The organism is Pseudomonas sp. RT6P73 (assembly GCF_054897715.1).
In genome coordinates this window covers 1,804,737-1,820,509 of record NZ_JBUBUV010000002.1, presented here as the reverse complement: position 1 = coordinate 1,820,509, position 15,773 = coordinate 1,804,737, and the positions used below count along the sequence as shown (strand labels likewise).

Genomic DNA, 15,773 nt, shown 5'->3' with positions numbered 1-15,773 from the left:
AGTGGTTCATAGCCCTTCCGATATTCCGCTAAAAATTTTCCCTTCTTCCTACACCAAACGGAAAAAACTGCTGTCAGAGGATTTTCTTGAATTTTAAGCAGTTGCGAAAATGCCTACAGTTAAATACTGTATGCACGTACAGCTTAATAAGGATAATTCCGTGGCCACCACCTCTGCCTCTCCTGACGCCTATGAACGCATGGGTATGCGCGTTCAGAAAATCATCAATTCCCCCACCGCTCAGAAAGCCAAAGCCGCGCTGATCTTCCGTCTACCGGACGAACCTGTGGATGAGTGGGAGCAATTGCTCGAAGAAATCGATGAAAACGACAACGTCACCCTCGCCTATCGCGACGATGGCGGTGTGCAGATTTTCTGGGTTGTGCCGAAGGAAGATTGAGTCAATGAGTGTCCGCTGGTTTGCTTTGCTGTTTCTGTTCATCACTCTTGGCGCCCAGGCTGGCGCCCCACGCACCTTCAACGAAGCCAAGAAAGTCGCCTGGAAGTTGTACGCGCCGCAATCCACCGAGTTCTATTGCGGCTGCAAATACACTGGCAACAAGGTCAACCTCGCCGCGTGTGGGTATGTGCCGCGCAAGAACGCCAAGCGCGCCGCCCGCATTGAGTGGGAGCACATCGTTCCGGCCTGGCAGATCGGCCATCAGCGTCAGTGCTGGCAAGAAGGCGGACGCAAGAACTGCACACGCTACGATCCTGTCTATCAAAAGGCCGAGGCTGATCTGCACAACCTGGTGCCGAGTATCGGCGAGGTGAACGGGGATCGCAGTAACTTCAGTTTTGGTTGGCTGCCGGCCCAATCGGGTCAATACGGCTCGTGCCTGACCCAGGTCGACTTCAAGGCGAAGAAGGTCATGCCCCGCCCTTCCATTCGCGGCATGATCGCCCGGACGTATTTCTACATGAGCAAGCAGTACGGTTTGCGCCTGTCGAAACAGGATCGCCAGCTGTACGACGCATGGGACAAGACCTATCCGGTTGAAGCCTGGGAGCGTCAGCGCAACCAGAGCGTGGCGTGCGTGATGGGTCGCGGCAACGAGTTTGTCGGGCCCGTGGACATGAAAGCCTGCGGCTGATCGACCGCTGAAAAACAAAAAGGCCTCGGGGGTAATACCCGAGGCCTTTTTTTCGTTTCTATCCGCCGCTTTTGTTGTAGCGCCAGTAGCCCATCAGATTGAGTGACTCCCGAGCGATGCCGCGTTCCTTGATCAAGTATTTGCGCAGGTTCATCACGGCCACCGTTTCTCCGGCGATCCAGCCGTAAAAACCGTCACCGGTCGACTCGGACGTTTCCCAGAGAATCTCTTCGTCGACATCGACTTCCGCCAGTTCCACCGTTTCGTGAGCCAGCGAAGCAGTGACCGGTAGCTCCGCCTGACGTACCGCTTCGACCATCAGCGCACCTGCTGCCCTGTCGCTGGAATGTTCCCGGACCAACCACCGCACTGACAGACCCGGCCACTCAGGCACCGGCAATGCGTCTTCGGCGCTGTCCACCTCGAAAAATGCCTGAGTGGCCGGCGGCTCGGCCAAGGCAGCCATCTCGTCCAGAATGCCGAGAGCGGCGGGCAATGCCGTGGCATCGGCCACCAGTAACAGATGCTTGAGTGTGTGTGGCGGCTTCCACTCGAAACCTCCTGCGTCTTGCGCTGAAAACTGCCGATCAGGTGCAACGATCTGGATAGGCTCGCCCGCTACTGCACGGATCGCCCAGCGGGAGGCCGGACCGGTTTCACCGTGCAAAACGAAATCGATGTCCACTTCGCCTTGCTCGGCCCGCAAATGTCGAATGGTGTAAGTGCGCATCGCCGGACGCTGGGCGACCGGCGTTGAACGGTAGCGCGCATACCAATCCGGGTCATGAGCCAGCCTGGCAGGCGACCCATTCTCGGCCGGGAAAAACAGTTTTACCCGCTGATCCGGCGCCCAGGTGGCCATTTCGGTGACCATCGGACCGGCCAGGGTCACTCGCATCAAATGAGGACTGAGGTTTGTTTTGTGCGCAAGGACCGCGTCGAAGATTTTGTAAGGGGTGGCGGAGGCCATGGAGAGCTCCTTCTGGGAATCGACAGTGACTACGCTTAGAGACGAGTCAATGTGGATTCCCTTTAAGGCGCTTCGACAGAAGGCTTGCGTGAAAAGGGCTGTTACTGGACTACGGGACGCTCAAGCACCAGCAATTCGATGTTCTGTTTCTTGGCCCGGACAAGCGCTGCAGCTACCTCGGCCTGTTTGGCGTCGGCCTCGGCTTTCGAATTGAATGGCCCGACCAGAATTCGGGTCTTGCCGTTTTCCTTGACGACGCTGGGCACAAAGCTGTGTTCGATCAGCCAGCCGCTCAGGTCGCTGACAGCCTGTGTTGTTTGGCCTCGCACTTCGAGATCCCATTGCGGCCCGATGGCTGCCGCCGGTGCAGAAACAACTGCCGGCTTAGGCTTTTGAGCGTCAACGCCCGTGCCTGCATCGCACCCAACCAACGCCAGTACTGCGATTACCAAGACCATTTTGCGCACAACGTGTCCCTCTGAATGCTGAAAGCGGCGATTTTACCATTCATGAATACTTCCCGAGTGCCGCAAAATGGGCGCAAAACAACGAGAATGATGGTTGCGGCCTCTGTATAGTTACGCCTTGGGAATTAATGCAGCATCTGCGCGTCAGAAAGAGGCACCCAAACCGTGAGACTTCGCACTAATCTATACATACCACCGACCTCTGCACTGTTCGAATCAGGTGCCCTAATAAAGCAATCAAGGAGAAGACCATGCTGATACTCACCCGCAAAGTCGGTGAAAGCATAAATATCGGTGACGACATTACGATCACCATTCTGGGCGTGAGCGGCCAGCAAGTCCGGATCGGCATCAACGCGCCGAAAGACGTCGCAGTCCATCGCGAAGAAATCTACCAACGCATTCAGGCTGGCCTGACCGCTCCAGACAAGCCACAAACTCCCTGAATCCTGTTGCAGTCAGTAGCCAGCCCGTTCAACCCCGGACAACGGCTGGCTAAAGATTAAAGCGTCGTAATGCCATCCGTTGATTCGTTCGCCTCTTCCTGCCAAAAACGTGACGCCGATATTAACGGCACGTCCTCTGCTCTGACTGTCAGACGTTTCGGATTAATCCCGAGGAAGAGTGTGATCAGACTCGGCTAACCAAACGTCACGCCGCGCGCCATGCCCGTGGCAGCCACGACCATCAGCAACACCAGCAACCCTTCGACATGACTGATCCGTGCAAACAGCTTCGCGCGCCCGGTATCGATCGCCGCGCCACGGCTCAGTGCGATCCGCCATTTGATCAGCGTGATCATCGGCGCAACTTCAAGCAGAAGAATCAGAACGAAAAGCGTCATCTTGAGATGGAACAATGGCTGCTGAAGGTAGTAATCAGTCCCTTTTTCGTACCCGCCGAAAGCACGCATCCCACCAGTTACCAGGAGGATGACGGCAGAGATGCCCCACAGGTTATCGGCCATCAACACACGGCGAGCCTCCCCCGCCCCGGCCGCCAGACGGCTGAATGCCGTGCCCCGCGTCAGTACAGCCCAGAACCCCAAGGCAAAAGCCAGCAGGTGAATTGCCGCAAGCGACCAATGAACCAGCATCGATATACTCCCATCAGACTGAGTTTGAGTTTGGCCAGTCAGTAGTAGACCAAAAAACCGGGGTTCGCCCGATTCGCACAGGTGGCGTTTCGCAAAGGATTGAGTACATGGATCGACCAAAAGCACCCACGCTTGTACTGCTGCCAGGGATGGACGGAACCGGCGAACTCTTCGACCGGTGTTTACCGGCACTGAAAGCGGATTTCGAGATCGTCGTCGTGACCTATCCTTGCGACATCCCCTTGAACTACGCAGAGCTTGAGGCAATCGCCCGCCAGTCGCTGCCAACCGACAGGCCGTTCGTCTTGCTCGGCGAATCGTTCTCGGGCCCTATCGCCATTTCACTGTCGGCGTTGCGTTTGCCGCAACAGGTGGGGCTCGTCCTGTGCAGCACATTTGCGAGCAACCCGCGACCTCTCTTCAGGCACCTGAGTTTTCTGATAGCCGCGATGCCGATCCGGTATCTGCCTGTCGGCTGGATCAGCAACGTTTTACTCGGCGGTTTTTCCTCCAGGGCTTTGCGCACTGCCCTGTGCCAGGCCATCAAGCAAGTCCGCCCCGCAGTGATGCGATCAAGATTAAGCGCGGTTCTCGCCGTCGATGTGTCCGAAAAACTGGCCAGGATCAACGTGCCCACGCTTTATCTTCGCGCCACCCGAGACTGGGTGGTTCCGGAGACTGCGTCGAGACTTGTCTCATCGATCAAGCCAGACGTAAATGTCATCGATGTCCAGGCTCCGCATTGCCTGCTGCAGGTTTCACCCAGAGAAGCAGCACGGCATATCGGCGATTTTTTCAGAGCGCAGGGAAATAGCTGAGGATCTGTGTGATGGTCGAGTGAACCAGGACAAATTCAAGGCAAAAAAAAATCCCAAGCAGCTGATGGAAGCTTGGGACTTAAAAATGCATAAACCGTGGTGGTGAACGCGGGGCGATAATAGCCCAACCGCTCACTTGTAACAATATATTTTCCATCACTGCCTGGTTAAAAAATGTCGTAACCCATTAAATATCCACACTATTTTTATGGATCCTAGACACTCGCGCATCGCCCGTCATTGATGGCCGAATGCGAAGAGCCCAGCGCGATGGCTGGGCTCTGGTTATTTTCGGTTTTTCATCATCTTGTCGGCAAGCGCCTTGGCCCTTTCGATCAACAGGTTCTGCCTGTCTTCGTGAGTAGCCCCTCCTACAACCGGTGCCGTCAGATTGCTTTCCGCAATCAACGCAGCGCAGAAGTATTGATCCCAAACAGCCCTGTCTTCAGATGCCTGTTTGTTCATTTGGTCGGCGATCATATGCGGCTCCTTTTGGTGAGGTAGCACCGCCAGTTTACGCCTGAATTGCAGGTTTCCACGTTTCTGAAAACACCTTGCGGACTGCCGTAAATTTGTTGGCAGGAACAGGCGCCGAAGCCCAGCATCAATGAGAGAGCAGAAACACACGATTGACCAATCTTATTTTTTGACCCAGTAAGACGCAGAAACGACAAGCCCGTCTACCTGGAGATTGTCATGGGCCAAGCACTCGGGAAGTGGTCATGGAGTGCATGCGGTCGCCTGTCGTCTGCCCGTACCTGATCCATTATTCACCTAAGGCGCGCAAGCGGACCCAGCTCGACGTGAAGTTGCACTGGAACTCTCTGACGGCGGGCTACCTAACCAACTCCTTCGCTCAGGCACGTGACGATTCGAAGGCCTACGAAGACGCGCCGGCCGGAGAGCGGCCTACTTTTCACGAGATCCGCGCTTTGGGGGCGTGGCTGTACGAACAGCAAGATTTCCCGCAGTAGTACATTCAAGCATTGATGGGGCATGCGGACGAGAAGATGACGAAGCACTATCAGGAGGGGCACGACGAAAAGAAGATCGAGTACTTGGAGGTGAGCGCCGAGTTGGCGTTCTGAGGTGGGAGTTTTGCAAAAGTTTTGCAAAAGTTTTGCAAATCGCAGAAAGCAAAAAGGGGTTACCATTTCTGGTAACCCCTTCTAGACCGCCCAGCAGAGCGGATTTTGTTTGGTAGGCGCGATTGGACTCGAACCAACGACCCCCACCATGTCAAGGTGGTGCTCTAACCAACTGAGCTACGTGCCTGCTGTGAGGCGGCATTCTACGGAATTCCGGAGGGGTGTCAACACCTTTTTTCGAGCTAACCCTATGAATATGCAAAATATTTAATTTCGCGGCGGTTAAGAAGATTTTCCGGTGGCTGGCGGTCGATTTTTAACTCGGGTAGGATCGATGCACTCGTAAAATATATTAAACAGAGGCAGCCGGATGGCGAACACCCCCTACCCCGAATCCTATTACGCCGCGTCGGCGAATGCGGTCCCGCCGCGTCCGGCCTTGCAGGATGACGTGGAGACTGATGTCTGTGTGATCGGCGCGGGCTACACCGGGCTGTCCTCTGCCCTGTTTCTGCTGGAAAACGGTTTTAAGGTCACGGTGCTGGAAGCCGCCAAGGTGGGCTTCGGCGCGTCGGGCCGTAACGGTGGCCAGATCGTTAACAGTTATAGCCGTGACATTGATGTGATCGAGCGCAGTGTCGGCCCCAAGCAGGCTCAGTTGCTGGGGCTAATGGCGTTTGAGGGTGGGCGGATCATTCGTGAGCGGGTCGCCAAATATAATATCCAGTGCGACTTGAAGGACGGCGGCGTATTCGCTGCCATCACCGCCAAGCAGATGGGGCATCTGGAATCGCAGAAGCGCCTCTGGGAGCGTTTTGGTCATACGCAGCTGGAGTTGCTGGATCAAAAGCGCATTCGTGAAGTAGTGGCCTGCGATCAATATGTCGGCGGCATGCTCGACATGAGCGGCGGGCACATTCATCCGCTGAACCTGGCGCTGGGCGAAGCGGCGGCGGTCGAGTCGCTGGGCGGCACGATTTATGAGCAGTCGCCGGCGGTGCGCATCGAGCGCGGCGCGAATCCGGTGGTACATACGCCACAGGGCAAGGTCAGGGCCAAGTTCATTATCGTTGCCGGCAATGCTTATATCGGCAATCTGGTGCCGGAGCTGGCGGCCAAGTCGATGCCCTGCGGTACTCAGGTCATCACTACCGAACCTTTGGGTGATGAACTTGCCAAGCGCCTGCTGCCTCAGGATTACTGCGTCGAGGACTGCAATTACCTGCTCGATTACTACCGACTGACCGGCGACAAGCGCCTGGTCTTCGGTGGCGGCGTGGTCTATGGAGCGCGGGATCCGGCGAACATCGAAGCGATCATCCGGCCGAAGATGCTCAAGGCGTTCCCTGAGCTCAAGGACGTGAAGATTGACTACGCCTGGACCGGCAATTTCCTGCTGACCCTGTCGCGCCTTCCCCAGGTCGGACGGATCGGCGACAACATCTACTATTCCCAGGGTTGCAGCGGCCACGGTGTGACGTACACGCATTTGGCGGGCAAGGTGCTGGCCGAAGCGTTGCGTGGCCAGGCCGAGCGTTTCGACGCGTTTGCCGATCTGCCGCACTACCCGTTCCCCGGCGGACAATTGCTGCGCACGCCGTTTGCCGCGTTGGGCGCATGGTATTACGGGTTGCGGGACAAGTTCGGGTACTGACCGGCACAACAACGATTTTGTGGGAGCGAGCCTGCTCGCGATGAGGCCGTCACATTCAACATCAATGCTGCCTGTCAGTCCGCTATCGCGAGCAGGCTCGCTCCTACAGGGGTAATTGTGTCTTCCCTGCGGGTAATGGTGCTTAGAGCCGATCCCGCGCGATGCCGCTGCGGATTCGCAGGATGTCGGCGAGAACGGCCAAGGCGATTTCTGCCGGGGTCTTGCTGCCGAGGTTCAGGCCGATCGGAGCATGAATCCGGGCGAGTTCTACATCGCCCAAACCACCAATCCTGCGCAACCGCTCGAAGCGCTTTTGCGAGGTCTGCATGGAGCCCATCACGCCGATGTAAAACGCCTCGGTGCGCACGGCTTCCATCATCGCCAGATCGTCGATGCGCGGATCGTGAGTCAAGGCCACCACCGCGGTGTCGCTGTGGCAGCCGCCGTCAGCAATGAACACCGACGGCAATTGACGACGAATCTCGACGTTTTCCAGCACGACGCCTTCCAGCACTTCGTCCCGCGGATCACAGAGAATCACCTCGAACCCCAAGCCAACCGCAAACTCTGCACACGCCTGAGCGACGCTGGAATACCCCGCCAACAACAAACGCTGAGCCGCGCCGATCCGCACGCGCACCCGGTCAATCTCACGTTCGATGCGCACGCCCTGTTCGCGATCGACAAACAGACCGCGCGCACCGCTGGCCAGATCGACCTCGCGGATCAGCCGACGCTGGCCCAGCAACGCCAACTCCAGTTCCCGCAGATGAGCCTGAACCTCGCAATCGGGTTCAAGCTTCTCCACCAGCACATCGAGCACGCCGCCGCAGGGCAGACTCACGCGAGAACGCGGATCATCGCCTTCGCCATAACGAATGACGCTGACCACATCAAAAAACGCCCCCTCAGCGACGCGTTCGAGAAAGTCCTCCTCGACGCAGCCGCCGGACAGCGAGCCGATCCATTGTCCATCCGCGTTCACCGCCAGCAGCGAGCCCGGCGCACGCGGTGCCGAGCCATAAGTGGCGAGCACCGTGCACAGCCAGATACGCCGGCCAGCGATCGACCATTCCAGCGCCCGTCGCACGACTTGCAGATCGAGATGCTGCATGTCAGTGCGCCTTGTGCTCGAGCGGCGGTGCATCGGCCCGCAACGTCTGCACGTCCTTCACCGCGAGATCACCCGGCTGACCACCCCACCCCTGACGCAGGTAGTTCAGCAGATCGGTGAGTTGCTCGTGGCTGAGTTTTTCGGCGAACGCCGGCATCGGTTGCATGTGTTCGAACCCGGCAAATTTCTGCTCACCGATACCGTCGTCGATCACTCGCACCAGGTTGCGTGGATCTTCCAGGCGCAGCGTGGTGTTGCCGCGCATGGCCACGGCGATGTGTGGTTTGCCTTCGCCGCCGACCGCGTGGCAACCGGCGCAGACATTCAGGTAGTCCTGACGACCGCGCTGGGCGCTGGCACTGAGTTTGTCCAGCGGCACGTCCGTCAGCACCTTCGCCGCCGGCGGCTGATCGCCGAGCAAGAAGGTCGCCATCGCCGCCAGGTCTGGATCATTGAGGCCTTGGGTGCTGTTGTGGAACACCGGGAACATCTCGTTGAACATCGTGCCCTGGGCGCTCATGCCGTGCTTGAGGAACGAGCTCAGGTCCTGAGGATTCCAGCCGCGAGCGGCCAGGTCATTGGCCAGCAAGCTCGGCGCCAGGTAGCCGTTGAGCAGGCCGCCAGTCATGCGTTTGTCCTGCTGCATCGCACCCGGCAAACCGCGCGGCGTGTGGCATTCGCCGCAGTGACCGAGCACGTCGACCATGTACTGGCCACGTTTCCAGGCTTCGCTTTTGCCTTCGGCCGGTTCCAGTTTCACGTCCTTGCCGTAGAGCATGTTCCAGCCCATCAAGCCCTGGCGCACGTTGAACGGGAAGCTCAGGCTGGTGACCGGCGCCGCACGTTCGATGGGCTCGACGGTTTTCAGGTAGGCGTGAATCGCGTCGGAATCGGCGCGCGGCATCAGGTGATACGAGGTGTAAGGCATCGCCGGGTACAGGTTCGCGCCATCGCGACGCTTGCCTTCGGTGAGCGCGGCGAAGAACTCGTCATCGGTGTACAAACCGATGCCGTGCTCTTTGCTCGGGGTGATGTTGGTGCCGTAGATCGTGCCGAACGGCGAGACGATCGGCAGACCGCCCGCGTACGGCGCACCACCCGGCGCGGTGTGGCAAGCCATGCAATCGGCGGCGCGAGCGAGATAGGCGCCGCGAACAACCTGATCATCCGCATGAGCCGACAACACAGGCGCAATAAGACCGACCGCCAACGCCAGGCGGGAAAGTAAACGCTTCATGCTTAACCCTCCTTGACCAGGCCGAGATCGGTCAGCACGTTGCGCGTCGCGCTGTAGTAGCGAACGTATCCGGTGCAGCGGCAGATGTGGTGACCGAGGCTGTCTTCGATGACTTTTTCCAGCTGGCTTTTGACGATGGGCTGGCGCTGCAGCTTCTCCACCAACACCGTCGCGGCATTCACGAAACCCGGTGCGCAGTAGCTGCACTGGAAGGCGAATTCATCGACAAAGCGCTGCTGGATCGGATTGAGTTCGGTGACCTGGCCCTGCTCGTCGCGGGTCGCGTGGCCTTCAATGGTCCGCACCTTTTTGCCCTCGAAATAGTGCGCGCCGGTGATGCAGGTGCGCACTTCTTCGCTGGTGCCGTCCGGGTTATCCACGATCACTACGCAAGCGTGGCAAATGCCTTGGCCACAGCCGAGGCGCGAGCCGGTGAGGTTTTTGTATTCGTGCAGGTAATCGATCATCGGCAGGTCATCAGGGATGTCCACCGGGCCGACGGATTGACCGTTGAGGGTCAGTTGAAGCGGACGGTTAGCCATTGAGGGCCTCCTTGATGCGTGCGGAAGTGATGGGCAGGTCGCGGACCCGTTTACCGATGGCGTGCGCCACCGCGTTACCGATGGCGCCGACCACCGGGATCATCACCACTTCGGCAATGCCCTTGGATGGATCGCTCGGCGACAGCGGCGGGAGGATCTCGGCCGTCTGTTTCCAGACCGCAACGTGGCGTGCCATTGGCAAGCGGTAACGGTTGAAGTTCCAGTCACCCTCCCCCGGCCCGCCTTCGTACAGCGGCATCTCTTCCATCAACGCATGGCCGATGCCCATGGCGATCCCGCCTTCGAGCTGACCCTTGACCAGCTCTTCCACCAACACCCGACCGCACTCGACCCACGAGTGATGGTTGAGCACCTGGACTTCGGCCGAACCCTTGTTCACTTTCAATTCCACCAGGGTCGCGACCGGGCTGTAATAAGTCACCGCCGCGTTGTTCAACTGAGTGTCCGGGTAATGGATGTTATGGCGGTCGAGCAGGTGGAAACCGGCGCTGTTCATTTGCGCCTTTTTCACGTTCGGAGCGCCGTCACCGTACTTCACTGCCAGACCATCAAGGGGCAATCGCTCGCGCACGCCGTCGATGCTGAACTCGGCCTCGGCCCAGCTCCAGCGGTTGAAACCGTGCACCGTCGCGCCGGTCACCAGGCCTTTTTCGTGGGCGTGTTTGGCCAGTTGCTCAAAGCTCAGCGGCTGCATGCCGTTGGCGGTGAGTCGGCCGTCGACCCAATGCGCATCTTCGCGGCGCACCACATACGGATTGGCCTGGCCGCCGTAAGGGCCTTGCCCCCAAATCTGCAACGCCGCCGGCCACAAGCCGTGGTTGAACAGCACGCGCGCCGCTTCACGGGTGGCGTGGCTGAAGTAGTACGCGGAGTTGGTCGCCGACGAAGCCGAGGCGAGCTTGCCGACCCAGCGAGGGTTGCGCAGGAAATTGTCCTGCTCGGCCTGGCTCATGATGTACGGGTTGCCCCCGGTGATCAGCTGCAACTCTTTCCATTCGGTCTCGCCGGTCTTCACTTCAGTCGCGGGAACGCCGAGGAAATCAGCCACGACCAAGGCTTGCGACGTCGACATGCCGGTGCCGATTTCGATACCAATGTGGCGCAGGGTGATGTGCCCATCAGCGGTGAATTCGATGCTGGCCATCGGCGCTTCGGAACCGGTGCCGAAGTCTTTCTGGCAGATGGCAAAACCGACGCCGTACCAGTTGTCCGGGTCCTGGGCTTCACGCTGCTTTTTGATCGCGTCGCGGTTCTTCCAGACTTCGTGCACGGCTGCCTTGTCGAGAATCTCGTGCAGACGCAACGCACCCGCCGGCACTGCACCCTGGGTGTTTTTCATGCCCGAGACCATGGCGTTTTTCTTGCGCAGATCGATGGCGTCGATGCCGAGGCGATCGGCGATTTCGTCGACCATCATCTCGGTGGAGGCCATGCTTTGCAGCGTGCCGTAACCGCGCATCGATCCGGCTTCAACGGCGCGGGAATGGTAGGCGGTGACCTGCAAATCGTTCTGCGGCATGTAGTAGATCGACTGCGCCGCCGTGGCGCCAACCGCCGCTACTGAAGGGCTGTAGTTGATCCGTCCGCCGCCGTCGACGTTCATCTCGGCGCGGAAAATCTTGAAGCTGTGATCGGTCTTGTCCACCGCCAATTGGTAGCGGATATCGAACGGATGACGCTTGATGCCACTCTGGAACTGCTCGTAGCGATCATTGGCCAGACGCACCGGCACACCGGCGCCGTACAACGCCGCAAGCGCCGCGTAGTAGACGAAAATGTTGTGGTCTTTGGAGCCGTAGCCGACGGTATAACCCGGGTGCATGTTCAGGTTGGCTAGGCCGAAACGCGACGGCGCGATCATCTTCGCGGTTTCAGTCGCGGTCTCCAGCGGGCACTGGGTGGCGACGACGAAATGCAGGGTCTTGGTCGCCGGGTCGTACCAGCCGTTGCCGTTGTCCGGTTCCATGGCAGCCGGCTCGATCGACGGGGTTTTGTAGCGCTCGTCGAACACCAGCCAGTTGTCGGGCGGGGTGTCGATCTGCTGCTTCATGCGCTCGGCGTAAAACAGCCCGCGCTCGGTCAGGTTGCCGTGCAGGTTCGGTTGGGAATTCCACACCGGACGACGGTTGCGCAGCATCGGGAACAGGATCGAATCCTTGAGGCTGGCGAATTCATCTTCGTCGGCCGAGGTCGCGCCGCCGACCCGCACGTAGCGGAAGCTGCCGTACGGGTCGCCTTCGTAGAACGGCACTTTGTCGCCGTAACGAATCGCTTTGTCATTGAATTTGAGTTTGGCCTTGGCCTGACGGAAACGCTCGAAGTCGTTCCAGATCAGGATAGCCACGGGATGACCGATGAACATCGGCACCTTGCCTTCGGGTAGCAGCGGATCCGGAGCGTGCTCTTCCGGAAACGCGATGCCGTCCTTGTCCAGGTCGGCGGCAGTGACGATGCGGTCCGGCTGCAACTCGGCGCCGAGCCACGACAGGTCATAACCTGCGTAGATTCGATCGGCCTTGGTGGTTTTCAGCAGCATGGCGTGGCCTTGCTGCTGCGGCCAGCCCGGCATGTCCTTGGCACGGATGTCGCGGGCAAAGACTTTGCTGCCGCAGACCTTGGACAAGGCATCGTTACGCGAGCGCGCCTTGCCGTTGTTGCCGAGCCATTGCTCGGACGGCACGGTCACGCTGTTTTCCATCAAGGCCGCCAGCGCCTGGCTGCTGAGCGGTGTGAGCGTCACGCTCACACCCGCCACCAGCCCGCCCTGAAGGAACGAGCGCCGGGATATTTCACGGTTGGACATGGATCATCCTCTGGGCGGTTATGGGTCCGCCCTTCTGGTTATGTTCTGGGGATCTCGAGTCTTGCAGAAGCCCTTTTTGACGATGCAAAGGGCTGTGTTGACAGTGCAAAGCTGACCGAAAGGTTAACTTTAAAGGTTTATGCGCTCGCGGCAAACAACCAGTTACAAAAAAACTGACCGAATGATCAAATCAGCACGGCATTGCGCCGCAATAACTCAATCATCAGCCCAAGCAGCCCCTGTGCTCACCTGTAGCAGCTGTCGAGCCCCAGCGAGGCTGCGTCCGGCTGCGAAGCAGTCGTAGAACCACTGCCCCAACTTTTCAGGAAGGTCAGGGTGTCAGGATTTACGACTGCTTCGCAGCCGGACGCAGCCTCGCTGGGGCTCGACAGCTGCTACAGGTGAGCCCGGGCTCGCTGTGATCAATTCAGAAATCGACGGTCGCTGAAAGCAGGTAGGTGCGCGGGGTCGAGAGCGTCAACCCAGGCTCGCTGTCATCCGACGCCCCGGCCGAACTCCAATAACGCTTGTCCGCCACGTTCTCGATATTGGCGCGCAAGGTGATGTTCTTTTCCTCGACCTTGAATGCGTAGCGTGCGCCCACGTCGAAGCGCTCCCAGGAGTCGATTTCCTTGTTGTTGGATTGGTCCAGGTACTGCGAGCTGGAATAGATGCCACGGCTGGTGAGAGTCAGGCCCTCTACGGTCGGCACGTCCCACTCGGCGCCCAGGTTGATGTTGTATTTCGGCGTGGCCGGCGCCCGGTTGCCGTCGAAGGTGCCATTGGCGGTGTTGGTCAACTCGCTGTCGATGTACATGACACCGCCGAGCAGGCGGAAACCGTCGAGCGGTTCACCGAACACACTCAGTTCCACCCCTGTGTTCTCACGCTTGCCGTTCGGGCCGAAGACGCGCGTCGTGGCGTTGGTCTCATAAGCTGGCTGCTTGATCCGGAATACCGCGGCGGTCACGGCAAATGCACCCGCGTCATACTTGGCGCCGACCTCGACCTGACGGCTGATGAACGGCGGGAAGATTTCGTCCTCGTTCACCGAAGTCGACGGCGCGATCTTGCCCTGGCTTAGGCCTTCCATGTAGTTGGCGTACAGCGACAGCTTATCGGTGGCCTTGAACAGGATGCCGCCCGACGGCGAAACCTTTTCCTCATCGTAGGCCGTGTCGCCTTTGACGTTATCCGACCAGTCGTCAACCTTCACCCGCTGCCAGCGGGCGCCGAGGGTCAGCAGCAACCGGTCATCGAAGAAACCCAAGGTGTCGGACAATGCCACGCCGCTGAAGCGGTTCTCGGTATAGACCTTCGCATCCTGCCGCGTGGGTCTGACCGGCGTCGGTGTTTCCACCGGGTTATAGAGGTTGCTGGGCGCCGCCGCATAACGGGCTCCACCGTTCTCGAAGTCCATGTAGAAATAGCTGGCGGCCAGGTTGACCTCATGGCTTACCGGACCGGTATGAAACCAGTTGCGCACCCCTGCCGTGGCCGTCCGGACATTTTCGTCGCGGGTGAAATCACGTGGCTGAACACTGAAATCCCCCGCGTTGTTTGTGACCGCAACGGCATGCCGGAGAAAATCATGGTTGCTTTTGCGCGCGCCCACACCGCCATACAGCATGACGGAATCGTTGACATCGAATTCGCCGTTCACCGTGCCAAACGTGTCGTTGGTGCTCGCCTTGCTCCACGGCTGCGCATAGTTGTGGCGCACATCGCTGGCACGCGGAACCTGCGCGTTGGCGTTGACCTGCACGCGTTCTTGCGGCGCGTCGGTGTCACGCTCGGTACGCCCGATATCCGTCGAAAGCCGCAAGCGCTCACCGCGAAAATCCAGGCCCAGCACAGCCATCTCGCGGTCGACATTCTGGTGGTCCCAATCGGTGTCACCAGACTGCTTGACCCCATTGAAGCGAAGACCGAACTTGTTGTCTTCACCAAAGCGCCGGCCGACATCCACGGCACCGCCGACCTGGCTGTCGGACGCGTAGGTGCCGGTGAACGAAGTAATGGGCTTGTCGGTGGCACGCTTGGGCACCACGTTGATCCCGCCACCCACGCTGCCCCTTGGTGAGATGCCGTTGATCAGCTGGCTCGGTCCCTTGAGGACGTCGACACGGTCGGCCATTTCCATGTCGATCGTGTAGGTCGGCAGGACGCCGTAGAGACCGTTATAGGCAACATCACTGTTGAACAGGCTAAGCCCGCGAATGGTGAACTGCTCATAACGCCCACCCGCCGGGTTGGTGGCACGAACCGACGGATCGTTGGCGATCAGGTCGCCCAAGGTACGCGCCTGCTGGTTTTTGACCACCTCGCTGGTGTAGGTGGTCATGCTGAACGGCGTTTCCATAAAGTCTTTCGAGCCCAGCAGGCCTTGCGAACCACGGCGCGCCACCTGGCCGCCGGCATACGGATCGCCGTCCACCGGGTCGATGGCACCGAGAATCGAGGTGGCGCCCAATTGCAGGCCGCTGCCTTCTGGCACTGGCGTCAGGATGTACGCCTGTTCACCCACCGGCTGCAGTTGCAGGCCGGAACCCTGCAACAGTCGAGCAAAGCCCTCCTCCACTGCGTATTCGCCGGACAGACCGGGGCTGTTGCGACCGCTGACCAGCGCCGGGTCAACCGAGAGGTTGACGCCCGCCAGCCCGGCGAAACGGGTCAGCGCTGCGCTGAGACTGCCGGCCGGCACCTGATAACTGCGTCGAGGCGCGTCTTCGGCCCAACCGGCGGTGATGAACAACGGACAGGTGCTGAGGCTCAGCAACAGACTCAAGTGCAATAACGGGCGCAGGCGGGATGAAGCCAAACGCGGACTGGACGGGAACACTGCGGGCATTGAAGAAGCTCTCTTAAT

The 15,773-nt window shown here is 59.2% G+C and carries 14 protein-coding genes and 1 tRNA gene; 5 read left to right on the top strand and 10 right to left on the bottom strand.

Going from position 1 to position 15,773, the window contains the following annotated elements; translation table 11 throughout:
- The first annotated feature begins 109 nt into the window (after window positions 1-109).
- Complete coding sequence (locus ACYZT6_RS08910; protein ID WP_017337660.1) at window positions 110-400, top strand: DUF1654 domain-containing protein; 291 nt, start codon at window positions 110-112, stop codon at window positions 398-400.
- A 4-nt stretch (window positions 401-404) separates the two neighbouring features.
- Entirely contained in the window at window positions 405-1,094 is a 690-nt protein-coding gene (locus ACYZT6_RS08905) for an endonuclease (RefSeq protein ID WP_462026553.1), read from the top strand.
- Window positions 1,095-1,152: 58 nt separating this feature from the next.
- On the opposite strand, the gene ACYZT6_RS08900 is transcribed toward ACYZT6_RS08905, so the two are convergent.
- Window positions 1,153-2,064, bottom strand: coding sequence for a siderophore-interacting protein (locus ACYZT6_RS08900; RefSeq protein ID WP_462026552.1), 912 nt, complete (start codon window positions 2,062-2,064; stop codon window positions 1,153-1,155).
- 101 nt (window positions 2,065-2,165) lie between these two features.
- On the bottom strand, window positions 2,166-2,531 hold the full coding sequence (locus tag ACYZT6_RS08895) for an SPOR domain-containing protein (RefSeq protein WP_462026551.1): 366 nt from the start codon (window positions 2,529-2,531) through the stop codon (window positions 2,166-2,168).
- 251 nt (window positions 2,532-2,782) lie between these two features.
- On the opposite strand from ACYZT6_RS08895, the gene csrA reads away from it, so the two are divergent.
- Entirely contained in the window at window positions 2,783-2,977 is a 195-nt protein-coding gene (csrA, locus tag ACYZT6_RS08890) for a carbon storage regulator CsrA (RefSeq protein ID WP_007938114.1), read from the top strand.
- Window positions 2,978-3,171: 194 nt separating this feature from the next.
- Here the strand turns inward: csrA and ACYZT6_RS08885 are convergent, their stop codons facing one another.
- A complete protein-coding gene (locus ACYZT6_RS08885) occupies window positions 3,172-3,627 on the bottom strand; it encodes a DUF2214 family protein (protein ID WP_462026550.1) in 456 nt (151 codons plus the stop codon).
- Between the two features lie 107 nt (window positions 3,628-3,734).
- On the opposite strand from ACYZT6_RS08885, the gene ACYZT6_RS08880 reads away from it, so the two are divergent.
- A complete protein-coding gene (locus ACYZT6_RS08880) occupies window positions 3,735-4,445 on the top strand; it encodes an alpha/beta fold hydrolase (protein WP_462026549.1) in 711 nt (236 codons plus the stop codon).
- Between the two features lie 285 nt (window positions 4,446-4,730).
- Here ACYZT6_RS08880 and ACYZT6_RS08875 read toward each other — a convergent pair whose 3' ends face one another.
- Together ACYZT6_RS08875 and ACYZT6_RS08870 are read right to left on the bottom strand one after the other, a co-directional pair.
- The gene (locus ACYZT6_RS08875; RefSeq protein ID WP_462026548.1) at window positions 4,731-4,925 is read right to left on the bottom strand and encodes a hypothetical protein; all 195 of its coding nucleotides are present in this window, start codon (window positions 4,923-4,925) and stop codon (window positions 4,731-4,733) included.
- A 718-nt stretch (window positions 4,926-5,643) separates the two neighbouring features.
- Window positions 5,644-5,720: transfer RNA gene (locus ACYZT6_RS08870), tRNA-Val, on the bottom strand.
- A 183-nt stretch (window positions 5,721-5,903) separates the two neighbouring features.
- Here ACYZT6_RS08870 and ACYZT6_RS08865 point away from each other — a divergent pair.
- Entirely contained in the window at window positions 5,904-7,187 is a 1,284-nt protein-coding gene (locus ACYZT6_RS08865) for an NAD(P)/FAD-dependent oxidoreductase (protein WP_462026547.1), read from the top strand.
- Between the two features lie 142 nt (window positions 7,188-7,329).
- On the opposite strand, the gene ACYZT6_RS08860 is transcribed toward ACYZT6_RS08865, so the two are convergent.
- The 5 genes from ACYZT6_RS08860 to ACYZT6_RS08840 all read right to left on the bottom strand — a co-directional run bounded on the left by ACYZT6_RS08860 (window position 7,330) and on the right by ACYZT6_RS08840 (window position 15,755).
- Complete coding sequence (locus ACYZT6_RS08860; protein ID WP_462026546.1) at window positions 7,330-8,301, bottom strand: XdhC family protein; 972 nt, start codon at window positions 8,299-8,301, stop codon at window positions 7,330-7,332.
- 1 nt (window position 8,302) lies between these two features.
- Window positions 8,303-9,538 (bottom strand): c-type cytochrome, encoded by a 1,236-nt coding sequence (locus ACYZT6_RS08855; protein WP_462026545.1) that lies wholly within the window; start codon window positions 9,536-9,538, stop codon window positions 8,303-8,305.
- 2 nt (window positions 9,539-9,540) lie between these two features.
- Window positions 9,541-10,080 (bottom strand): (2Fe-2S)-binding protein, encoded by a 540-nt coding sequence (locus tag ACYZT6_RS08850; protein WP_010455997.1) that lies wholly within the window; start codon window positions 10,078-10,080, stop codon window positions 9,541-9,543.
- Window positions 10,073-12,904, bottom strand: a complete 2,832-nt coding sequence (locus tag ACYZT6_RS08845) for a xanthine dehydrogenase family protein molybdopterin-binding subunit (protein WP_462026544.1) — start codon at window positions 12,902-12,904, stop codon at window positions 10,073-10,075. Before ACYZT6_RS08845 ends, ACYZT6_RS08850 begins: the two co-directional genes overlap by 8 nt.
- Before the next feature lie 427 nt (window positions 12,905-13,331).
- The gene (locus ACYZT6_RS08840; RefSeq protein ID WP_462026543.1) at window positions 13,332-15,755 is read right to left on the bottom strand and encodes a TonB-dependent siderophore receptor; all 2,424 of its coding nucleotides are present in this window, start codon (window positions 15,753-15,755) and stop codon (window positions 13,332-13,334) included.
- Between the last annotated feature and the right edge of the window lie 18 nt (window positions 15,756-15,773).